Raw genomic sequence first — 22,380 nt, forward strand, 5'->3', positions numbered from 1 at the left:
TCTTGTTCATATATTCACAAAGTTTCGGAGGGCTTACACTGATGGTGGAGGTGCTAAGCAGATGAAATACGAGAAACTGATGGCCGCAGGGAAAATTGGCCGCCTTGAGCTTAAGAACAGAATTGTCATGCCGGCTATGGGCACATCCCTGGCAGCGGCCAGCGGAGAAGCTTCGGATGAAATGATTGCTTTCTATGAGGAGCGTGCAGCAGGAGGCTGCGGCCTGATCATTACTGAAATTACCCGGGTGGACAATGAGACAGGGGTGGGCACACCTAACCAATTGAACGCAAGCGATCTGCTATTTGTTCCGCGGTTGGAGAAGCTGGCCAGGGCGGTCCATCGTCATGACAGCAAAATATTTCTCCAGCTCCAGCATCCGGGCCGGCAAAACCACGGGCGGCTGATCGGCGGCAGGCAGATCGTTGCTCCAAGTGCGGTGATGTCCTCGGCAATCGGAGAAATGCCCCGGGAGCTGTCGGCCCAAGAGGTAGAAGAACTGGTGCGGAAATTTGTTTTTGCAGCCCACATAGCCAAAACTGCGGGTATAGATGGAGTCGAAATCCATGGCGCTCACGGGTATCTGGTCGGACAGTTCCTAAGTCCGCTTACGAATTTGAGAACCGATAAATACGGTGGTTCGCTTGAGGGCAGAATGTTGTTCCTGACGGAGATTGTGCTCGGCATCAAGCAGGCCTGCGGGGCGGGGTTCCCGGTCTCTGTCCGCATTGACGGCGATGAGTTTGTTCCGGGAGGCATTACGCTGGATGAAGCGCTTGAAACCGCGAAACACCTGGAGAGCCTGGGTGTGGATTGCATAAATGTAAGCAGCGGCACTTATGAATCATCGAATACGATTATTGAGCCGATTTCCTATCCGCAAGGGTGGAAAAAACATCTCGCCGCAGCCATGAAGCAGGCCGTTCGAATTCCGGTGATCGCCTGCGATGTCATCCGCAAGCCTGAATTCGCGGAAAGTCTGCTCCAGGAAGGAAACACGGATTTTGTCGCAGTCGGCAGAGCCCAATTGGCCGATCCGGAATGGGGCAACAAAGCGGCAGCGGGAAAGGAATCCGGGATCAGAACTTGCATTTCCTGCCTGTACTGCATCCAGGAAGTGATGGAGTGCAAGGTCATCAAGTGTGCCGTCAATGCCAGAGCCGGCCGGGAGCTTGAATTTGCGGAACCGGCAAAGGACGGGGGAAGCAGAGCGGTGGCTGTAATCGGCGGCGGACCTGCGGGCATGGAGGCTGCGCGGATTCTGGCGCAGCGGGAATTCAAGCCGGTGCTGTTTGAAGCCAGGGATGTGCTCGGAGGCAGTGTAGAGCTGGGGAGCCGCCCGCCGCTGAAGGAGAAGCTGAACTGGTTCATCGACAATATGCAGCATCAGCTGGAGCAGTTGGAAGTTGATATCCGGCTCTCTACGAAGCCTACGCTGGACCAATTGAAGGAGCTTGAACCATATGCGGTAGTGGTGGCTACCGGGGCGCAGCCGGTTATACCAGCTATTCCTGGAGTGAATAAGGCGGCGGTCTGTACGGTTGTTGATGTTCTTGGTGGTAATGCTGTGATCAGCAGCCAGCGGGCCGTTGTGATCGGCTCCGGCATGACCGGCCTGGAAACCGCCGAATACCTTGTGGACAGGGGGAACCGGGTTACGATAGTGGAGATGCAGCCGCGGATCGGCCCGGATGCCTATCTCCCGAATCTGATCGACATCGTTACCCGGCTGAAAAAGTCCGGTGTCGAGCTGCTCGCTTCAACGAAGCTGGTAGAAGTGAAGGACGGATCTGTCGTGCTTGAGAATACCTCCACGGGCGAAGTCACGGAGAGAGAAGCCGATGCCGTGGTTCTGTCCATTGGAGTTACGCCGGAATCTTCCTTCACGGAAGAGCTTAAGCAGGCTTTGCCGAATGTGAAGGTGATTGGCGATGCCGGCAAGCCCGGCAGAATCGGGCAGGCGATTCAAACCGGCTTCGAAACGGCTTATATGCTGCGTTGATACCAATTTGAGGAGGTACAGTCATGGGGAGTTTTGTGAAAAGGTTCACGGATATCCAGAAGTATGGAGGCAAACCGACCACTTTTTATGATGCGGAGATGCTGACACTGTATTGGGAAACGAAGCCTGAGATCATCGCGCGTCTGCTGCCGAAGCCGCTGAAGCCTGCCAGCCGGCCGCTGGTTAACGCTTTTGTAGCCAATTATCCGGCGACGAACTTTTGTCCGCCTTACCGCGAAGCCGGATTGTTCGTGCTGGCGGACTATAACGGCCAATTGGGCAACTATTGCCTGTCGATGCCGATTACGAGTGATATCGGCATGGCAATGGGCCGGGAAGTCTGCGGCCTGCCCAAGAAAATGGCTGATATCTCCCTGAACAATGCAGAAGGCTTCATGGGCGGGACGATCAGCCGGCACGGCATTGATTTTGTCAGCATGGAGGCGCGTATAGAGGACAGGTTCAATGACAGTGCAGCCGGGGAAATCCTGGACGAATATTATGGCAAAGACATTCCGCTGTACAACATCAAATATGCCAACGCCATTGACGGAAGCGGCTTTGATCTGCTGCCAATGCTGGTTACACAACGCCTGGTCAGCGACGTCAAGGTCTATAAGGCGGCTGAGGCTGCGATTACGTTCCAGGATTCCCCGCATGATCCTTGGAGCGAGCTTGAAGTCGTCAATATGCTGGGAGCCGTTTATACCGTAAGTACAAATGTGCTCGAAAAAGGCAGGGTGCTGGAACCGCTGAATCCGATGGAGTTTCTGCCTTACTGCTATCTCCGCTGGGACTGGTGGGAGAATAAGCTGCAGTCCGGGGCGTTGTGAACGAGGTAATCCCATGAAGGGGATGCTAACAACATTTATTAGGAGGCTAGACTATGACTAATCTTTTTGATTTAACCGGAAAGAAAGCTGTCATTGCAGGGGCGTCCAGCGGAATCGGGGTTCAATTCACCGAGATGCTGGCCGGACAAGGGGCGGATGTCGCAATATTGGCGAGAAGATATGACAAGCTTGTTGCGGTGGCGGAGGAGATCGGAGCCAAATACCCCGAACGCAGAATTATCCCCATCCAGTGCGATGTGCGGCAAGAGGACGAGATTATAGAAGCTGTCCGGAAGGTTATGGAAGCTTTTGGCCAGATTGATATCCTGCTGAATAACGCCGGTGTCGTGGACGCCGTGCCGATTGAAGCGCTGGAGGAAGAGGCCTGGGACCGTGTGCTGGATACGGATTTGAAGGGAGTTTTCCTGATGTCCAAACATGTCATCCGGCATATGAAGGAACGGAAATACGGCAAAATTATCAATACCGCCTCAATGCTGGGGCTTACCGCCTCCGCTTCGGTCCCTACACACTCTTACAATGCAGCCAAAGGGGGAGTGATCCACCTGACCCGGGGAGTAGCGGCTACGTATGCCAAGCATGGAATTACTGTCAATGCGATCGGCCCAAGCTTATTCCGCAGCGAAATGACGGAGAATACACTGTTCACGGAGCAAGCGCTAAAAATGTATAATGCCGTTTGCCCGATGGGCCGCCCCGGAAATCCGGGTGAGCTGAACGGCGCGGTGCTCTATTTTGCCTCGGATGCTTCCAGCTATACTACCGGCCAGACCCTGTTCGTAGACGGTGGATGGACTATTATATAATGTATTGGAAGGAGTAAGGAGCGCCTGCAGGCATGCAGGTGCTTTTTTTCACATTCTCAAGCAGCAGAATTTGTCGGAAAATTGTCCGGAAAAGTGGACATCACTACCCTGGAGTGAGAAAATAGCATGTAGAGTCAGTATGAACTAAAAAGGACGGGATCACTTCATGACAATTCGATTCGGGGTTATTGGAACCAACTGGATTACAGACCGTTTCATTCAAGCGGGTCTTGAGAATGAGGAATTTATCCTTACTGCTGTATACTCCCGTACGGTGGAGAAGGGGCGCGATTTTGCGGCAAAATACGCTGGAGCTTCCATATATACGAATCTGGAGGAAATGGTGGCCAGCAGGGAAGTAGATGCGGTATACATTGCCAGCCCCAATTCAATGCATGCCGAACATGCGCTTGTCTGTATGAACCATGGGAAGCATGTAATCTGTGAAAAGCCTGCGGCCTCCAACAGCGCGGAGCTGCGGGCGATGATCGAAGCGGCGCGGAACAATGATGTGCTGTTCATGGAAGCGATGAAATCCACCTTCATGCCCAACTTTGGGGTAATCAAGGACAACCTGTACAAGCTGGGCCAAGTACGCCGGTATTTCGCGGGCTATTGTCAATACTCTTCAAGATATGATGCTTACCGCCAGGGAACCGTGTTGAACGCCTTTAATCCAGCCTACTCCAACGGTTCCCTGATGGATCTGGGCATCTATTGCCTGTACCCGATGGTAGCGCTGTTCGGCAAACCGGAGTCAGTACGGGCGGTAGGCCTGATGCTGGCTTCCGGTGTAGACGGCGAGGGCAGCATTGTAATGCGTTATCCGGATATGGATGCCGTAGTCATGCACTCCAAGATTGCCGACTCCTATCTGCCGGCCGAGATCCAGGGGGAGAATGGCACAATGGTGATCGACAAGATCAACCAGCCTTACCAGGTCAAAATCCACTACCGCGACGGTACGGTTGAAGAACTTACCCTGCCGCAGGTATTTGAGCCGATGTATTATGAGGTGGAGGAATTTATCAGTCTGATCAAGAACGGGCAGCGCGAGAGCCATGTGAACAGCCACGCCAATTCTTTGGCCGTTGCCGAGGTGATGGAAGAAGCCAGAGCACAGATCGGCTTGCGTTATGCCTCGGACCTATAGCTGAAGCTTTCGGACGAATGTTGAAATGGGGAGCGGAACTTGAAAACCTTTAAAAAAGTCTACATCGAGATTACAAGTGTCTGCAACCTGGCTTGCAGCTTCTGTCCGCCCACAGAGCGGCAGAAAAACTTCATGAAGCTGGATACCTTTAATACCATTCTCGACGAGATCAAACCGCACAGCAATCATATCTACCTGCATGTCAAAGGCGAGCCGCTGCTTCATCCGAAGCTTGGCGAACTGCTGGATGCCGCCCACGCTAAAGGGTTCAAGGTCAACATCACGACCAATGGTACATTGATTCATAAGGCTGGACCCAAGCTGCTGGGCAAGCCGGCGCTGCGGCAGATGAATTTCTCGCTGCACAGCTTTGACGGCCATGCGGGCTCGGAGAACCGGGAGGGGTATGTGTCAGAGATTATTTCTTTTGTGCGTGAAGTCACGTCACAGGGGGTTATTGTCTCCTTCCGGCTGTGGAATCTGACCGAGGACAACCGGACGAATCTGGAGAAAAAACGCAACCGCGAGACGCTGGCGCTGCTGGAGGAAGCCTTCAATCTGGATTTCAACATTGAAGAAAAGGTGGTGCCCGGCAGCGGGGTGAAGATTGCCCCGCGCGTCTATCTGAACCAGGACCACGAGTTCAGATGGCCTGCCTTAAGCGAGCCGGAGGATGACGGCAAAGGCTTCTGCCACGCGCTGCGCAGCCAGGCGGCGGTGCTGGTCGACGGCACGGTGGTCCCGTGCTGTCTGGATGGCGAGGGTGTAATCAACCTCGGCAATATCCATGAGAAGCCGTTCTCCGAGATTGTTGAGGGCGAACGCGCGAACAATCTGTTCTATGGCTTCTCCCGCCGGGAAGCGGTTGAGGAGCTGTGCCGCAAATGCGGGTACCGGCAGCGGTTCGGGACGTAGAGCTGTTCTATGAAATAGAAGCACACGAACATTTATAAGAATTACGGATAAGACCGATATTGATATAGAATATACTTTATTTAGTATATACATATACAATTTAGGAGGTGACTTATGAATGTATCGCGTTCTATTCAGCGCCCGCCATTTCCGGTAGCCGATCATGACCGGCAGCAGCGAAGGGGAACAGAACAGAACCCCGGTTCAAACATGAGGATTCCGGGAAAACCGGAATCAAAGCTGCTTGATCATCTGAACAAGCAGAAGCAGTCCCTGATGGACAGGCGTTCCGAGTATCTGGGCAACGCCCTCAAAAGAGGGGAGAGTCAAGAAGCTATCAAGGCCGAGCTTGCCTCAATAGATGAGCAAATTCAGCAGCTGGAGCAGCAAATTCAAAAGCAGGCTATCGACAACCAGAACAAGACAAAAGGTCTGGAGGAAGACAACCCCAAAAAGAAGGAGGAGGCTCTTCAAGAATCGTGGAGTCCGGACAACCAAACGCCTGAAGAGCAGCAGCTTGCCTATACTACATACAACATGAACGGCGTCATATCTGCAGGCAATGATCTGAAGCAAAGCAGTGCTGTGCGAATAGCCCAAACCACCTTGCAGACTGAAGCGAAATCCTGGGAAAAAAGCAACCCGGCGAAGTCAGCAGGTCTCCTTCAAAAAGTGACCAATCTGGATCAGAAGCTAATAAGCATTGCTAAGGACATCCAGGAACAAATGAAAGAAAATGTACAATCGGCACCTTCGCCGGTTATCCGGGACGAATCTCCTGCGAACGTGCAGGATAAGGAGGACCCGGCCGCCGACACCGCCGAAGGCAGTCCTTCCCGGCCGGAATTAGAGATCTACGCAGAAGCTAATAAGACAACGGCTCCCCCGGGCAGCCGGATTGATAAAGTAGTCTAGTATTTTTTCCAGAACAGCACTACGAATCAAACAGCAAGCTTCCATCCGGGAGCCTGCTGTTTGAGGTTACGGCCTATACAACATGATCAGGAGGCGATCCGCATGCTGAAATCCCTGCAAGCCATTGAAGCGTACCGTGAGGACGGCAAGCTGTCCGGCGGGAATTATCCCTGGCTGGACTATATTGTTCAAGCGGAAGAAACCATAGTCAATCTTGAGCGGGTTGACTCGCTGCAAGAGCTGGAATATATCAATCCGGTGCTGGAGTATGTGGAGCGGAGCCTTCGCCTGCTGGATAGTCTGCCTCTGTCCTACTGGATTAAGGAGCTGGCGGAGGAAACGCTGATCTGGGCAGAAACAGCTAAGGGCGGAACTCTGCGCCAGCGCCGTCTGTGGCAGGCAGAGGGCATTAATATTTTTGTACATAATATCGGTTCGGCTGAGTTATACCTGAGACATACGGGGGGGACCGGGATGGGGGCGTATGGCGGGCAGGGGGTTCCGGCGCTGGAGCCGGGGGGGACCGAAGCAGCCAAGCAAGAGATCGTGCACCGGCTGATCGGGACCCATGGACTGATCGGGCAGCAGATCCGCGGTGAAGTGCCGCCATCCGTAAATCGTCCGCTGGCGTCGTTGGTGGAGGAAGGGCTGCTGACCGCCGATGAGCTGGAGCGGCTGCTGTTCGCTCTGAATCACTGCATTATTTCCGCCGTGTCCCCCGAGCTGTGGCAGGCGGTGCGCACCGAGGTGATGGGGCTGATTGCGGTCATCTCTTCCGGGGATCTCCATGCTGGGGTGCCAATGAAGGAGCGCCTGCGCAGAATGCGTGCCGGGGCGATTACCGGAGGTGAGGATTATGATGCGGAGTGGAGCAGCCTGATGGAGGAGGGCTTCAATCCCGATGTCCTGGAACCTATGCAGCCTATCACCTTCTGGTATGTGGAATCGGCGCTGCAGACCTTTTCGCTGGAGCAGTTTCTCAAGATTATGGCGCTCACCGCCTGCGGCAGCAAGCTGTCCGGCCTGAACCATATCAGCTACGAGGCAGTCATGAACAGCATTTATTATGACTACAAGGGTATCAAGAAAATCAATGTATACAAGAAAAGGATTATCGAAAAGTATCTGTCCGGCCTGGCCTGGGAGGATATTCTGAATAGAGCCACCCCGTTGGGCAATCCGCATCTGGTTCACCGGCTGCGGCGGGAGGAGCATCTGCCGGACACACTTTTCTTCAATTTCGAAATCTCTCCGGCGGCAGAGAAGCTGATCGAGTTCTGCATGGAGGCCGAAAAGTCGGCACTCTACGAACGGGCCGTGCTGATGTTATTTGATTTATTCGAGCTGCGCCGCGATGCCTTTGACCGGTTCCATAATGAGGATACGTACTTAAGCCAAATGAATGAGACGGCAGACTATAAAGCGGTCATTCTGGAGTATGTCACCGGCCGGAAGGTGCTGGACATCGGCCCAGGCGGCGGTGTGCTGCTGGATCTGATCGAGGAGCGTTTGCCGGGAGTCATCCCGGTCGGCATCGATATTTCCAGCAATGTGGTGGAGGCGCTGCGCCAGAGAAAGCAGCGGGAGGGACGCCTCTGGGAGGTGCTGCAGGGCGATGCGCTGAACCTGAAGGACTTCGTAGAGCCGGGCACGGTGGATACTGTGATTTTCTCCTCGATTCTGCATGAGCTGTATTCCTATGTGCCGCTGAATGGCACGAAGTTTAATCATGCGACCGTAGCAGCGGCACTGGTGAGCAGCTTTGAAGTGCTGGCCGAGGGCGGGGCAATCATTATCCGTGACGGCATTATGACCGAACCGCCAGATCAGCGGCGGCGGGTCCGTTTGCTGGAAGCGGACGGAATGGCGGCGCTGGAACGTTATGCCAAGGATTTTGCCGGACGGGCCATTCAATATGAAAGGATAGATGAACAAGAGGTGCTGATGCCGGTCAACGATGCCATGGAGTTCCTGTACACCTATACCTGGGGAGAAGAAGCCTATATCCATGAGGTTCAGGAGCAGTTCGGCTACTTCACCCCATCCCAGTACAAGACCTTTATTCAGCAGACTCTGGGCGAAAGGGCGAAGCTTGAAGTTTTCCGCCATTATTTGCAGGAAGGCTATACGGACGCTTTGCGGGACCGGGTAATGGTTATGGATGAAAGCGGACAAGAGGTGCCGCTGCCGGACAGCACCTGCTTTATTGTGATACGGAAGAAGGGTTAGGCTCTCAGGCTGCTTGTTTCCATTCCGGGAGAGAATAGCTTCTATATAGATTCAATAGGTTCAATAGATTCAATAGGTTCAATAAACTCAATAGATTCAGTTCAACCCCTCTTAGGTAATTGGTAAAAGGTTGGGCACCCTTTAGTTGGAATTTCCCCACTTCATGGTGCCCTAATTGAGCTGCGGAAGAGCGGTAGTTGGAATTTCTCCACTTCATTCGGCTGATTTCGGCCTGAAAGGGAGGCAAAGGCTGAATGAAGTGGAGTTTTTCCACCTATTTCTGATAACAACGCAAATATGGCGGAATTAGTGATCCTTTTTCCACTTAAATTGACTGGGGGCATTAGCGGTGCAGCGAATGCAGTTGGCCGTGTATGCGTAAGCTGGCTGTGTATGAATCAGTTGGTTTATACGCAAGTAAGTTGGCTGTGTATGATTCAGTTGGTTTAAACGCAAGTAAGTTGGCTGTGTATGAATCAGTTGGTCTATACGCAAGTAAGTTGGCTGTGTATGAATAGTTGGTTTATACGCAAGTAAGTTTGGCTGTGTATGAATCAGTTGGTCTATACGCAAGTAAGTTGGCCATGTGCCCATCAGTTGGTTATACGTAAGTTTGCTGTGTATGCTTATTGGCAGTGGATGGAGCTTGGCTAGTTGGCTGTCTATGCGTAAATTGCAGGCAATTGGCTAGTCTTTCAAGCATTGCAGATTCTGGTGTGAAAATAGTGCCGGGTTTTTGCGCCGCGACTGGGCAATCGGCCCGGCCCTATGGATACAGCTGCCCCTGTGCAGATACCTGACCCTGTCCTTTGCGGAACTCTGAAGGCGAGCATTTCATTGCCTTGCGGAACACTTTAATGAAATAGCTGACGTTGTCGAAGCCCACCTCAAGGGCGATGTCAGAGATTTTACGTTCCGTTTGCTGCAGGAGATCTGCCGCCTGGCGTATACGGTAAGAGTTGATATAGTCGACCGGGGTTTTGCGGGTCATAGCTTTGAAGAAGCGGCAGAATTGACCCTCGCTCATCGGAATGAGCTCAGAGAGATCGCGGGTCCGGATCGGTTCCTGGTAGTTGTCCTGAATATAGAGAATGATCTTTTTGAGCCGGTTGATCTTGGTTGTATCGGCGCTCTCCGACTGGCTGTGGTTCACAGAACGGCCCTCGATGGCGATCTGGGAGAGCATGATGAGCAAAGTTCCTTTCATAAAGGACTCGAATCCGGGCAATTTATTATCATATGCCTCCATCATGCGCTCCAGATGGCGCAGCAGCTCAAGCTGCCACGGGATGGCCGGGGAAATATGCCGGGGGAAGCTTTGACGTTTCTCCAGAAGCGGCAGAATCACTGTCTGCTGAATGGTGTCATATTGGGCGCTGGCCAGGAGATCAGGATGAAAGACCAGTGCGCAGAACCGGCAGGGGCTGTCCTTGAGCGCATAAGCGGCATGGATGTCACCGGATTCGATGAACACAGCTTCGCCTGCACGGAGCGGAAAATAATCGGTATCTACCTGAAACATAATCTCGCCTTCCAGCAGCAGAAAGAATTCAGCCTCCTCATGCCAATGGGTATCCAGGACAGGGGTTCCGGCCGGAAGCTCGATCCAGTAAGCGGCGAGCGGAAACATCACATCGCCATGCACTCGGTCTTCCTTGAGAAGACGCTGCGAGGTGCGGTCCATAATAAACCTCCCTTTTTGATGAAATATAAGAAAGTATAAGTTTCGCCCTATCCTCTACTCTAGCCTTCCATTTCCCGCTGAAACGGATTCCGGTCCTTTTATGGACGGCAAAGCCGCTTCTACTTGGGACGTCAGAATAGTGTTATAAATGAGCTATAATATATTAGTTTTGTCTAATTATTATCGTTATAATGCAACTATAAACACCAAATTGAAGGGTGGCAAGTATACACATGAAATTTACAGACGGCCTCTGGCTGGTTCGCGACGGAATCAATATCAACGGTGCGGTTCAGAACTATGTGGTAGAAAAAACTGCCGAAGGTTTGACCGCTGTTACGCAGACAACTCCAATTACAGGACGCGCGGCGACACTGAACTCTACGCTCCTGACTGTGAAATTCCATTCCCCGCTTCCGGGTGTGGTAGGTGTTAAGATTATTCATAATGATGGCGTAGTGGACCACGGTCCGGCTTTTGAATTGACCAAGGGAACCGGCGATCATGTCCAAATCGAGGAAACCGGAACACAGACCGTGCTGATCAGCGGCGGGCTTCGTGTGGTGATCAACAAAGGCACCCACTGGTCCGTGGACTTCTACCGGGGCGACGAGCGTATTACCGGCAGCGGTTTCAAATCGATGGCCTACATTACAGACCAGGACGGCAACACGTTCATGCGTGAAGAGCTGGATCTCGGCGTAGGCGAATTCGTCTATGGTCTGGGCGAACGCTTTACCGCTTTTGTCAAAAACGGACAGGTGGTAGACATCTGGAATAAAGATGGCGGCACCAGCTCCGAGCAGGCCTATAAGAACATTCCTTTCTATGTAACAAGCAAGGGCTACGGCGTATTCGTCAACCACCCTGAACTGGTTTCGTATGAAATCGCTTCGGAAAAAGTGAAAAAAGCCCAGTTTAGCGTAGCAGGCCAAAGCCTGGAGTACTTTGTAATTGAGGGACCTTCCATTAAGGAGGTCATTACCAAATATACATCTCTCACCGGTAAGCCTGCACTGCCTCCGGCATGGACTTTCGGCCTGTGGCTGACCACTTCGTTCACCACCGACTACGATGAAGCGACTGTCAATTCCTTTGTAGAAGGCATGGCCGAACGGGATCTGCCGCTGCATGTGTTCCACTTCGACTGCTTCTGGATGCGTGAATACCAATGGACCGATTTCCAATGGGACCCGCGCGTATTCCCGGACCCGGTCGGGATGCTGAAGCGTCTGAAGGAAAAAGGCCTGAAAATCTGTGTGTGGATCAACTCCTATATCGGACAACGTTCACCGCTGTTCGAAGAAGGCAAGAAAAACGGCTATCTGATCAAAAAAGCAAACGGCGACGTATACCAGACCGATCTGTGGCAGGCGGGCATGGGACTTGTAGATTTCACAAACCCTGCAGCGTGTGAGTGGTATGCCGGCTACCTGCGTGATCTGGTGGATATGGGCGTAGACAGCTTCAAGACGGACTTCGGCGAACGGATTCCAACCGATGTGGTGTACTTTGACGGCTCCGACCCGCAGAAAATGCACAACTATTACACCCAGCTGTACAACAAGGTGGTCTTTGAAGTATTGGAAGAGAAGCTGGGCAAAAATGAAGCCGCCGTATTCGCACGCTCGGCAACGGCCGGCGGGCAGCAATTCCCGGTTCACTGGGGCGGCGACTGCTACGCGGACTATGAGTCGATGGCAGAGAGCCTTCGCGGCGGCTTGTCGCTCGGCCTGTCCGGCTTCGGCTTCTGGAGCCATGATATCGGCGGCTTCGAGAATACCGCTCCGGCGCATGTGTTCAAACGCTGGCTGGCCTTCGGCCTGCTCTCCAGCCACAGCCGCCTGCACGGCAGCACCTCGTACCGCGTGCCTTGGGCATACGACGACGAAGCCGTGGATGTTACCCGCTTCTTCACCAAGCTCAAATGCAGCCTGATGCCATACCTGTATGATGTCGCCGGACAGGCGCATGAGCAGGGCTGGGCTTCGATGCGTGCGATGGTGATGGAATTCCCGGAAGATCCGACTTGTGAAATTCTGGACCGTCAATATATGCTGGGCGATTCCCTGCTGGTCGCTCCGATCTTCCAGGAAAACGGCGAAGTGAAGTACTATCTGCCGGCTGGACGCTGGACCCACCTGCTTAGGGGTGAAACGGTACAAGGCGGATCATGGCGCAAGGAAACACATGATTTCTTCAGCCTGCCGCTGTTCGTCCGCCAGAACTCGCTGCTGGCTACAGGCAGTGTAGATACCCGTCCGGATTATGATTTTGCGGACGGTGTGAAATTCGGCCTGTATTCGCTGGAAGACGGGGCAGCAACGGCTGCAACGGTCCGCGACATCAAAGGCGCGCCTGAGCTGACCGTTAAGGCAGAGCGCAAAGGCAGCACCATTTCCGTTACTGCCGAAGGCAGCGGCAAGCCATTCACCCTGGCAGTGAAGGATCTCGGCGCTATCGCTTCCGTGGACGGTGCAGAACAAGCAGACGAAGCTACAGTGAGAGTAAACGCCGGAGCCAAATCCGTATCGTTCACGATTACACTGAAATAAAATGAATGCATCGATAAAATAGTTGAACTGCAAAAAACCTCTCTGTACGATATGGCTGCGAAGGCTGCCATGCGGGGCTGGGAGGTTTTTTTGCTGTGGCGGGACTTGTCCGGCTGAGCGCCGAAGCTGTCTGGAAAGGGACAATCCCCCGGGCCAAAATCAGAATTGTGTTATATATCGGCTGAATCGTATTAGTTTAAAGGCTATAATGTCCGTATACTGTGATTGTTTACAGATCCGTATGAAAGAAGGAGTTACATCACGATGCACAGTCAAGAGAACCAAGCCGGAGTGTTCAGCCAGTCTGAGTACACCTCGGCTACAGCGCTGTCCACAGCTGCCAATTATATTATGAACAGGGCGGAGCCATTCATCCACACCTATCGGACATACATCCGTCTGCGCGGGAATGGCAGCCTGACTCTGAAGTTTTGGCATAGCAATGCGGTGGATTCCACCTGGGACATGGGGCTTGAAGCGAAAGCGAGCGAGCCGGGAGGCGAATGGAGCATTGAAGCGGCTTATATTGCCGACGGAGGACCGGAGCCGGATGGTACGGTCCTGCCAGGCACGCAGGTGCCCGTAACTTTCTGGGGAGAAGCAGCGAAGCAAGTAGCTCCAGGGGAAACTTTTTGGAGTGACGAAGCGGTTCTTATGCTGCCGGAGGGCCACTATCTGGCTTTTACCTGGACGATAAGAACTGCTGCTCCCGGCAAAACCTTCCCTTACAATGTGGAGGGGATGCTGGTCTCGGCCTACGATGCCTCCGGAAATTACGCCGGGCAGGAATCGAACGCTGCTTTCAGCGTATCGGACAAGCTCCTGGTGCTGCCAAGCTATATCGGCTACAAGAAGAAAGTGGCCAAAAGACTCGTATTGCTGGGAGATTCCATTACGCAAGGGGTGCGGACAGCAAAGGATGAATATTCCTACTGGGCGGCGCGGATTGCCGATGGGCTTGGAACCGGTTATGGGCTGTGGAATCTCGGATCAGGATGGGGGAGAGCCTATGATGCGGCCACTGACGGATCTTGGCTGGACAAGGCTAAGCAGGGGGATGAGGTGCTGATTGTGCTGGGCGTGAATGATCTCGATATCGGCAAGCGCTCGGCTGCAGGGCTCCTTGCAGATCTCACGCATATCGTCTCTCTGATCAGAGAGGCTAACCCCGAAGCGGGGATCATCCTGGGCACCGTGCCGCCATTTAACTTCGAAGGCGAGCGGGAGGCGGCGTGGAGAAGTGTGAATGCACAGATTCTTGCGGCCCCGCCTGCGGGGGTGAGCCGTGTATTTGATATCGCGGCCGTACTGTCCATGCCGGCTCCATTAGACCATAGAGTCCGTCCGGAGTACATGAGCAATACAGACGATCCGCATCCGAACGGCACCGCCGGCAAGGCGGTGGCGGACGCTTTTCTGGAATGGTATACATAGAACTTAGCGGCAGGTATGGAGGTGAACACAAGTCTGAAGAACACCCATAGCACACTGGGCATATTATGTAGTACTTTAAACAGGAAGGTAGTGCTTGCCATGGGTATCCAGATGGGATCACAGCAAAAAGTGCTGTATCAAGCAGATAACAATTATGTCCACAACCTGACATCTGTCAGAAAACACTTACACAGTATATGCAGACAACATGCAAATCAGTTTGTTCGGGTACAAACATTGGACGGTCAAGTAGTCACCGGGAGAATTTTGGGATGCGATCGGGGTTTATTTTATTTGGGAGTGAAAAATTACGGAGAACAACGGGCTTTTTTCGGAAGCAGCAGTGATGAAGCGATATTAACCCTTGTGCTCTATGAATTGCTTGTAATCACACTGTTGTACACTTAATAATCGAATGAGAACCTACATGATTGTAGGCTCTCATTTTTTTTGGCTTATGGCTGATTAAAATGTTTTAAGGATGATCACCAACAGAATATACAGTACCAAGATTGTAGTAGTGGAAGTAACAAGTCCTCCAATATTTCCGCAACCGCTCATTGCACTACCTCCTTCGCGTTATTATCTTACAGACCCAAGATATGCACCTTCCCCAATCTCTGTATGGACGATTGACCAGATTAAAAAAATTGAATGATCAGGGGATGATCTGGGCCCGGTAGTCCTTGGGCGAGAGGCCAACCTGTTTTTTGAACACCTTGCTGAAATATTTGACGTCGTGAAAGCCGACCATCTCCGAGATCTGCGACAGCTTCAGGTTGGGATTCTGCAGCAGCAGCTTGGCTTTGTCGATTCTGACACTGCCGATATAATCGGAGAAGTTAATGCCGTATTCCTGCTTGAATTTGCGTGAAATATATTCACGGCTGACATAGAATTTGCCGGCCACTTCTTGCAGCGATAAGTCGGATGGATAGTTCTGTTCGATGTATTTCACAATTTCTGTCATCGGGTTGCGTTCCTTCACCGCTCTGGCCGTAAGCTCCTGTGAGAGGCGTTGCAGCAAAGCAAAGGACCAGTCGCGCCAGGCGAACAAAGAGAAGGAATAGCCGCTTGGCAGGGGTGCCGGGGTCAGCGTGTCCGCCCGCTCAAGCTCTGCCAGAGCGCTGTCTGCTTGTGCGCCGAGGGCCTCCCGTACCAGCCGGGAACGGAACAGCAGGGCATCGGCCTTCCAGGAATTCAGCATCTCGGGGGTAACAACACCCCGGCGGCTTAGCTCCCGGGTCCAGTGCTGGGCTGCGGCTGACAGCACCTCCGGGTTGCCGCTGATCACCGCCATTCTCCACTCCTCCTGCACGTCGGCAAAGATAACCGGAGGTTCACTTCCGGTATCTGCAGGATCGGAGGAGGAGGGGGAATGGCAGTAGTCCTCATGTCTTAACAGGTTCCGCCGGAGCAAGGCTTCGGCGGCTTCTGCGCGTTCAGCCGGCAGCCCCCCCGGCAAGGCTCCCACCGAGCTGATGCCAAAATGCATCCGAAACTGCAGCGTCATGTAAATTCCCTGGTTGATCCGGTTGATCAGCTCGGCTACAGATTCCTGAACATCCCACAGGATAATAGCGATTTCCGGCGGCCCTCCCCAATACCGGAAGGCAATCCCATTGCTCTGCAGCTGCAGGAATTCATTGCAGATGTTAACGATGGCGTAATAGAGCAGCTCGCTGTCTCCTCCGAACCGTTTGATCAGCGGGTTGTTGCCGGGATCGGTCTGTACCAGAATCAGCCGTGAGGCTTTGGCGGTATGCGGGATCACCCCATCGTCCCAAAGCCTGCGCAGTGAAGCTTCGGCATTGATCGGATCATCGATCAGCGCCGACAGCAGCTTTTCCCCATAGATGGGTCTGATTTCATTCAGGCGGATGCTTTGCTTCTGCCGGTGGCTGCGTTCTTCCTCCTCCGACCGCCAGGCGGCTACTGCCTTGGATACTGCATTATTGATCATTTCCGGCTCAATGGGCTTCAGAATATAGTCAATCCCGCCGTGGCGGACGGTCTGACGGACAAAATCAAAATCATTATGGCCGCTGACCACAATAAACTTGGTGTTTCCGGCGAATTCATTGACCCAGGCCATCAGCTCGATCCCGCTGCCCGATTCCATCATCATGTCCATGATGACCAGGGCAGGCTTCTCCTTGCGGATCAGTCCGATGGCTTCATTGCCGTTTCCGGCTTCTAGAATTTCCCCGATCTGATGGGCATCCCAGTCGACCAGAAGTCTGACCGCCTTCCGGACTCTGGCTTCGTCGTCTACAATCAGCGCTTTCATATGGTTTCACTCTCCACTACAATATCAATTTCCAATCTGACGATTACTCCGCCGGCCTTATCATTGTCCACGATCAGCAGAGCGCTGTCCCCGCAGACCAGCCGCAGCCGGGCCAGCACGTTGGGCAGGCCGATCCGTGCCCCCGGAGCATCCCGCTTGCTGTCGGTGCTGTCCGTTTCTTTCAGCGTGTCTATATCCAGCCTGCCGGGATGCTGAAGCTCCTGCCGGAGGGCTTCCAGCTTCAGCACAGGAATGGAGCTGCCGTTGTTCCGGATGATAATCTCCATCCGCCCGGAGGCAAGCCGGGCCGCCTTAATTTCGATCAGGCCGTCGGTGCGGGCGAGATTGAAACCATGCTTGAAGTAATTCTCCACAATGGGCTGAAGGATCATTTTGGGCATCAGCGCATTCAGCAGCGAATCTTCCATATCGCAGCGGAAAGTGAACTTATTTTCAAAACGTTCCTTTTGCAGCTCGACATAGGCTTTTACATGCTCCAGCTCATTTTGTACTGTAACAATCTTCTCATCATTGTACATGCTGTAGCGCATCATCTTGGCCAGCGCGGAGAGCAGGGCATAGATCTGCGGCACCTTAAGCTCCAAAGCGAGGGTGCCGATAATCTGCAGCGTATTGTTCAGGAAATGAGGGTTGATCTGCGACTGCAGCGCCCTCAGCTCATTGGTTTTATTCGACAGCTCCAGCCGGTACTCCCGCAGAATCAGATTGTTGATCGTATCCATCATGCTGCGGAAGCGCTCGGTGACAAGGCCGATTTCATCTTTTCCCGCCGGGCGGATATCAATCTCCAGGTTCCCGGTCTGGACCTGATTCATATACCGGGTCAGCTGCTTAATCGGGGCGGTTATCCGGAACGAGACAAGCACGGTCAAGACAATGATTGTAATGAGCAGCAGCACCAGCAGCAGGATGTTGATAACGGCCGCCTCCTTGGCTTCCCGGAACAGATAGGAGACAGGGATTTGCTTGACGAGAGTCCAGTTTAGACCGGTGCTTTCAATCTTTTGATAAATGAACACGGATCCGTCCTGCTCAAAGTAACCCTGGTCACCTGTGATGTCAGCGAACTGCTTGCTGTACCACGCTGCATTCAACGGCTTGCCGAGTGAACCGGCATCCTGGCCATAGACCAGCGTTCCGGTACTGTCTACCAGGTAGATGTTTTCCTGATCCTGATCGTACAACTGGTCTATAATATCGCCAAGTGCTGCCAGTTTGACATCAATCGACAGATAGCCGAGTGGTTCAGAGGAAGGAATACGCTCAATTCTTCGATGCAGCGTAAAAACCGGCTCTGGTATGAACTGCGTCAACGGCAGTTTTAGCCCATAAGCGTCATTTAGATGGGTGCTTTGCACTTTCACCGGGGAACTTCCTGTAACGTGGGATTCCTCATACGGGGCGTTTCCAAGCCAGCGTTTGGGCGTTGTATTATCGGTGATCAGTGTTGCTTTGCCATCCTTGACACCATACAGGTACACCTGAGAGATATTGGGCAGCGAGGTGGAGATGTAGCTGAGTGAATTATAGATGGCGATATCAGAGGACAAATCATCATAGCCGGCTTCAAGCAGACGGTAAAAATCCGAGTCGGAGTATACAATCAGCGACAGCCGGCTAATCTCCTGGACCAGGCTGTTGATATTTTTATAGCCTTGAAAGAGCAGGTTTTTATTCTCATCCACGGCCCGTGTTCTTAGCGACTGTGTGGTATAGGAATAGCTGATAAACATCGTTGCGATAATACAAACTAGGGTTGGAAGGAGTAAAAAAACAATCAGTTTCGTGCGGATACTGTTCCATTTCATCGATTCTTGTCACCTCCGATCAATATTTTACACCTGAAAGATCACCTGAGTAGGTGTAAGAGGCCCCTCAAAAAACAGATAATATGTTTAGATCATAAACAAGTAAGTGAGTAAAGGAAAGGGGGACGGGTGAATGCGCGGTTCAAAGTTGTCCCAATTGGGTCAACAGACTTTTTTCGTCGGTCCGGCATTATTGTTTTTCACCCTGATTACGATTATTCCATTTCTGATGGGGATGTACTATTCTTTCACGGACTGGAATGGGGTATCGGGGAACGTAAGCTGGGTTGGCGCTGATAACTTTACAGCGATATTTACAAACGATCCGGATTTCTGGTCATCCTTCTGGTTCACCGTAAGATTTACTGTGCTGGGAGTTGTTTTGACCAATATAGTAGGTTTTTTTCTGGCCTATTTTCTGACAAAACCATTAAAAACACGCAATATGCTCCGTACCATTTTTTTCATGCCGAATGTAATCGGGGGATTGCTGCTTGGGTTTATATGGCAGTTCATTTTTATCAAGGGTTTCGCCACGATGGGCGATATCACCGGCTGGTCCTTCTTTAATCTTCCCTGGCTCGGAGATGCAACCACCGGCTTCTGGGCGATTGTCATGGTTTTTGTCTGGCAGTCTTCGGGTTATCTGATGGTGATCTACATTGCTTCACTCAGCAATGTCTCCAAAGAGGTGCTGGAAGCAGCTGAAATTGACGGGGCCTCCCGTATGCAGGTGCTCCGCAGCATTATTGTTCCTTTGATTATGCCTGCGGTAACGATTGGTTTGTTCCTGGCCATTTCCTGGTCCTTCAAAATGTTCGACCTGAACCTGTCCCTGACGAAAGGCGGACCGTTCAAATCCACAGAATCTGTGGCCATGAATATTTACAATGAAGCCTTCCTGAACAACCGTTATGGTCTGGGTACGGCCAAAGCGCTGCTCTTCTTCCTGATTGTAGCAATTATCACCGTCATTCAGGTTCGTGTGACAAAGAGCAAGGAGGTAGAAGCTTAATGAAAGCAAAGTCTAACGGCAGATGGAACATCGGAATTGAAGTGCTTATGATCCTGCTGGCCTTGCTGTTTCTTTCCCCATTCTACTTCCTGCTGGCGAACTCGGTAAAATCCTTTGGTGAGATTCTAAGCAATGCGGCAAGCTGGCCGCAGGAATTCATGTGGTCCAACTACACGAATGCCTGGAAGTTAGCCCGCTTCTCCGAAGCGTTCCGCAATTCGCTGATCGTAACTATAATCTCTGTGGTTCTGATCTCGCTGTTCAGCGCAATGGCTGCTTACCGGATGGTCCGCGCCAACACACGGTTCAATCAAATTCTGCTGCTGCTGTTCGTAGCGGCGATGGTGGTTCCGTTTCAGACGATTATGATTCCGATCCTGAAAGTCGTTAATATCCTTGGGGTCAATAACTCCTTTGCCGGTCTGATTATCTCCAATCTGGGGTTAAGTATTCCGATGGCGATCTTCCTGTTCCACGGCTTCATCAAGTCGGTTCCTCTTGAGATTGAAGAGGCGGCAACGGTCGACGGCTGTAATCCGATCTCGGCATTCTTCCGGATCGTGCTTCCTTTGCTGAAGCCGATGCTGATGACGATCATCGTCTTGAACGCACTGGGCATCTGGAACGATTATCTGCTCCCGTCGCTGATTCTTCAGGCGCCCGGGCTGCGCACCATTCCGCTGGCTACCTTCTCGTTCTTCGGGCAATATACGAAGCAATGGGATATGGCGCTTCCGGCACTGACCCTTGGGGTGGCTCCAATCGTCATTTTTTATCTGTTCATGCAGCGTTACATTGTTGAGGGAATAGCGGCCGGCTCGGTGAAGGGTTAATTCCCGGGCCCCCGTTCCAAATATAACAGCAGTTAATTTATTCTAGGGGGAAATTAGAAATGATGAAGAAACGTTCTGCATTGATGCTGTCATCTGTAATGCTAATGTCAGTCATGCTTGCGGCATGCGGCGGAAATTCCAATAATACCGCATCTAATAATGCATCAAATGGAAGCGCTGGCAACACGTCCGGCGCAGTGAAAACGGTTAAAATCTTTCAGTTCAAAACGGAAATCGTTGAAGGCCTGAATGAGCTGAAGGTTGAATTCGAAAAAGAGCATCCTAACATCAAGCTGGATATTCAAACCGTCGGCGGCGGCGCGGACTATGCGGCAGCCCTGAAGACCAAGTTTGCTTCCGGGGATGCGCCTGATATTTTCTCCAACGGCGGATATGCCGAAATGGACCTGTGGGGAGACAAGCTGGAAGACCTGTCCGACCAGCCTTGGGTGAAGGACCTGATCCCTTTGGCGGCAGAGCCAATGACTAAAGACGGCAAAACCTATGGTATGCCAATGAATCTTGAAGGTATCGGCTATGTGTACAACAAGGATCTGTTTGCCAAAGCCGGCATCACCGAAACTCCAAAGACCATCACCGAGCTTGAAGAAGCTGCTAAAAAGCTGCAGGCTATCGATGTCACACCTTTCGGCAACGCGTATCAGGAATGGTGGCTGCTGGGCAACCAGGGCATCAGCGTAGCCTTTGCACAGCAGGATAATGTAGATGAGTTCATCAAAGGCCTCAATGGGGGCACTGCAAGTATCGTAGGCAACCCGGTATTCAAGGACTGGAGCAACCTGCTTAATTTGACGGTAAAATACGGCCAGAAAAATCCTCTGACTACCGATGCCAACACTCACCTGGCGATGTTCGCCAAGGGCGAAACGGCTATGATGCAGGAAGGCAACTGGGCCCAAACGCTTGTGGACAACATTACGCCTAACATGAACATCGGCATGTTCCCTATGCCAATCAATGATGACCCAGCGAAAAATGACAAGATGACTGTAGGGATTCCTGCCAACCTGGTTGTAAATAAAGATTCCGGCTCCAAAGAAGAAGCCAAAACATTCCTGAACTGGCTCGTAACTTCCGATATGGGTAAAGAATATATCACTAAAAAATGGAAGTTCATCCCTGCATTGAAAACCATTGAAGCTACTCCAGAGGATATCGGAGCACTCGGTTCCGATGTATGGAAATACGTGCAGGACGGTAAAGTATACGGTCTGCAATCCTCCAAATTCCCTGATGGTGTGACTCAAGAATTTGCCAGCGTAATTCAAGAGCTGATCGCCGGTAAAACGGACGAAGCCGGTTGGGAAAAAGGCATGCAGGCAGCTTGGGATAAGCTGAAGAAATAACCATAGCGGCATACACTGCGATATAGAGTCCTATAGGACCATACTTGATTTGGAAAAGCGGATTTGCAAAGGGACGTCTCCTGGCTCAGGCGGAAGGATGGCGTCTTTTTTTCGTCATCCGGGAGACAAAGGGGAGCAGCACGGCTTGCGGATTAATTTTCGGGCCTGCAGTCTGTTGCTGTGGGCCCTGAAGCTCATCACGGTGAAGCAGATCCAGCAGATCATATACGCTTTTGATTTCACTGGTATTGATAACCTGTTCTCTGCCGTCCGGGTCCCCGGGCACCTTGAAACTCCAATCCTTGTTTTCCATTACTCCCACTCCTTTGAATTTTTAATAACCGATTTGAACCTTGAATCACCCGGCAAATGAACTTCGGATATGTATACTTAAGCTCATTTTGTCTCTGTTTTCATCATAATCCGTGAAGCGGATCATGTATAATGAAGAGAAATGATGGACGACATCACTGCGGCTGATGGCAGATCCGGGGGGGAG

The 22,380-nt window shown here is 52.1% G+C and carries 17 protein-coding genes; 12 read left to right on the top strand and 5 right to left on the bottom strand.

The features are described from left to right. Window positions 1–61 precede the first annotated feature (61 nt). From PGRAT_RS04750 to PGRAT_RS04780, 7 genes are all read left to right on the top strand, one after another. On the top strand, window positions 62–2,002 hold the full coding sequence (locus tag PGRAT_RS04750; RefSeq protein WP_025703910.1) for an NAD(P)/FAD-dependent oxidoreductase: 1,941 nt from the start codon (window positions 62–64) through the stop codon (window positions 2,000–2,002). 23 nt (window positions 2,003–2,025) lie between these two features. Then, window positions 2,026–2,835 (top strand): acetoacetate decarboxylase family protein, encoded by an 810-nt coding sequence (locus PGRAT_RS04755; protein WP_025703909.1) that lies wholly within the window; start codon window positions 2,026–2,028, stop codon window positions 2,833–2,835. Between the two features lie 53 nt (window positions 2,836–2,888). Then, window positions 2,889–3,662, top strand: a complete 774-nt coding sequence (locus PGRAT_RS04760; RefSeq protein WP_025703908.1) for an SDR family NAD(P)-dependent oxidoreductase — start codon at window positions 2,889–2,891, stop codon at window positions 3,660–3,662. Window positions 3,663–3,828: 166 nt separating this feature from the next. Then, on the top strand, window positions 3,829–4,815 hold the full coding sequence (locus PGRAT_RS04765) for a Gfo/Idh/MocA family protein (RefSeq protein WP_036703391.1): 987 nt from the start codon (window positions 3,829–3,831) through the stop codon (window positions 4,813–4,815). A 39-nt stretch (window positions 4,816–4,854) separates the two neighbouring features. Next, entirely contained in the window at window positions 4,855–5,730 is an 876-nt protein-coding gene (locus PGRAT_RS04770; RefSeq protein WP_025703906.1) for a radical SAM/SPASM domain-containing protein, read from the top strand. A 114-nt stretch (window positions 5,731–5,844) separates the two neighbouring features. After that, on the top strand, window positions 5,845–6,645 hold the full coding sequence (locus PGRAT_RS04775) for a hypothetical protein (RefSeq protein WP_025703905.1): 801 nt from the start codon (window positions 5,845–5,847) through the stop codon (window positions 6,643–6,645). 102 nt (window positions 6,646–6,747) lie between these two features. After that, complete coding sequence (locus tag PGRAT_RS04780; RefSeq protein ID WP_042266122.1) at window positions 6,748–8,874, top strand: class I SAM-dependent methyltransferase; 2,127 nt, start codon at window positions 6,748–6,750, stop codon at window positions 8,872–8,874. 766 nt (window positions 8,875–9,640) lie between these two features. Here the strand turns inward: PGRAT_RS04780 and PGRAT_RS04785 are convergent. Next, window positions 9,641–10,558, bottom strand: coding sequence for an AraC family transcriptional regulator (locus tag PGRAT_RS04785; protein ID WP_025704748.1), 918 nt, complete (start codon window positions 10,556–10,558; stop codon window positions 9,641–9,643). Window positions 10,559–10,791: 233 nt separating this feature from the next. Between PGRAT_RS04785 and yicI the strand changes: the two genes are divergently transcribed. Continuing rightward, on the top strand, window positions 10,792–13,113 hold the full coding sequence (gene yicI / locus PGRAT_RS04790; protein WP_042266124.1) for an alpha-xylosidase: 2,322 nt from the start codon (window positions 10,792–10,794) through the stop codon (window positions 13,111–13,113). 264 nt (window positions 13,114–13,377) lie between these two features. Next, complete coding sequence (locus tag PGRAT_RS04795; protein ID WP_025705414.1) at window positions 13,378–14,547, top strand: SGNH/GDSL hydrolase family protein; 1,170 nt, start codon at window positions 13,378–13,380, stop codon at window positions 14,545–14,547. A gap of 465 nt (window positions 14,548–15,012) precedes the next feature. Here PGRAT_RS04795 and PGRAT_RS34200 read toward each other — a convergent pair whose 3' ends face one another. The 3 genes from PGRAT_RS34200 to PGRAT_RS04810 all read right to left on the bottom strand — a co-directional run bounded on the left by PGRAT_RS34200 (window position 15,013) and on the right by PGRAT_RS04810 (window position 18,666). Further along, window positions 15,013–15,108, bottom strand: a complete 96-nt coding sequence (locus PGRAT_RS34200; RefSeq protein ID WP_020425876.1) for a hypothetical protein — start codon at window positions 15,106–15,108, stop codon at window positions 15,013–15,015. Between the two features lie 97 nt (window positions 15,109–15,205). Then, window positions 15,206–16,837, bottom strand: a complete 1,632-nt coding sequence (locus PGRAT_RS04805; protein WP_042266126.1) for a response regulator transcription factor — start codon at window positions 16,835–16,837, stop codon at window positions 15,206–15,208. Further along, window positions 16,834–18,666, bottom strand: coding sequence for a cache domain-containing sensor histidine kinase (locus PGRAT_RS04810; protein WP_025705411.1), 1,833 nt, complete (start codon window positions 18,664–18,666; stop codon window positions 16,834–16,836). Before PGRAT_RS04810 ends, PGRAT_RS04805 begins: the two co-directional genes overlap by 4 nt. A 133-nt stretch (window positions 18,667–18,799) precedes the next feature. Here PGRAT_RS04810 and PGRAT_RS04815 point away from each other — a divergent pair, with 133 nt between their 5' ends. The 3 genes from PGRAT_RS04815 to PGRAT_RS04825 are packed head-to-tail and all read left to right on the top strand — an operon-like array spanning window position 18,800 to window position 21,881. After that, window positions 18,800–19,681: a carbohydrate ABC transporter permease gene (locus tag PGRAT_RS04815; RefSeq protein WP_025705410.1), complete on the top strand. Its 882-nt coding sequence runs from the start codon at window positions 18,800–18,802 to the stop codon at window positions 19,679–19,681. After that, entirely contained in the window at window positions 19,681–20,514 is an 834-nt protein-coding gene (locus PGRAT_RS04820) for a carbohydrate ABC transporter permease (protein WP_025705409.1), read from the top strand. Before PGRAT_RS04815 ends, PGRAT_RS04820 begins: the two co-directional genes overlap by 1 nt. Before the next feature lie 59 nt (window positions 20,515–20,573). Further along, window positions 20,574–21,881 carry an ABC transporter substrate-binding protein gene (locus PGRAT_RS04825; protein WP_081758805.1) on the top strand — a complete coding sequence of 436 codons (1,308 nt, stop codon included), beginning with the start codon at window positions 20,574–20,576 and terminating at the stop codon, window positions 21,879–21,881. Window positions 21,882–21,966: 85 nt separating this feature from the next. Here PGRAT_RS04825 and PGRAT_RS04830 read toward each other — a convergent pair whose 3' ends face one another. Beyond that, window positions 21,967–22,194, bottom strand: coding sequence for a hypothetical protein (locus PGRAT_RS04830; RefSeq protein WP_025705407.1), 228 nt, complete (start codon window positions 22,192–22,194; stop codon window positions 21,967–21,969). Window positions 22,195–22,380: the final 186 nt, after the last annotated feature.

Source organism: Paenibacillus graminis (genome assembly GCF_000758705.1).
Taxonomy (GTDB): domain Bacteria; phylum Bacillota; class Bacilli; order Paenibacillales; family Paenibacillaceae; genus Paenibacillus_AQ; species Paenibacillus_AQ graminis.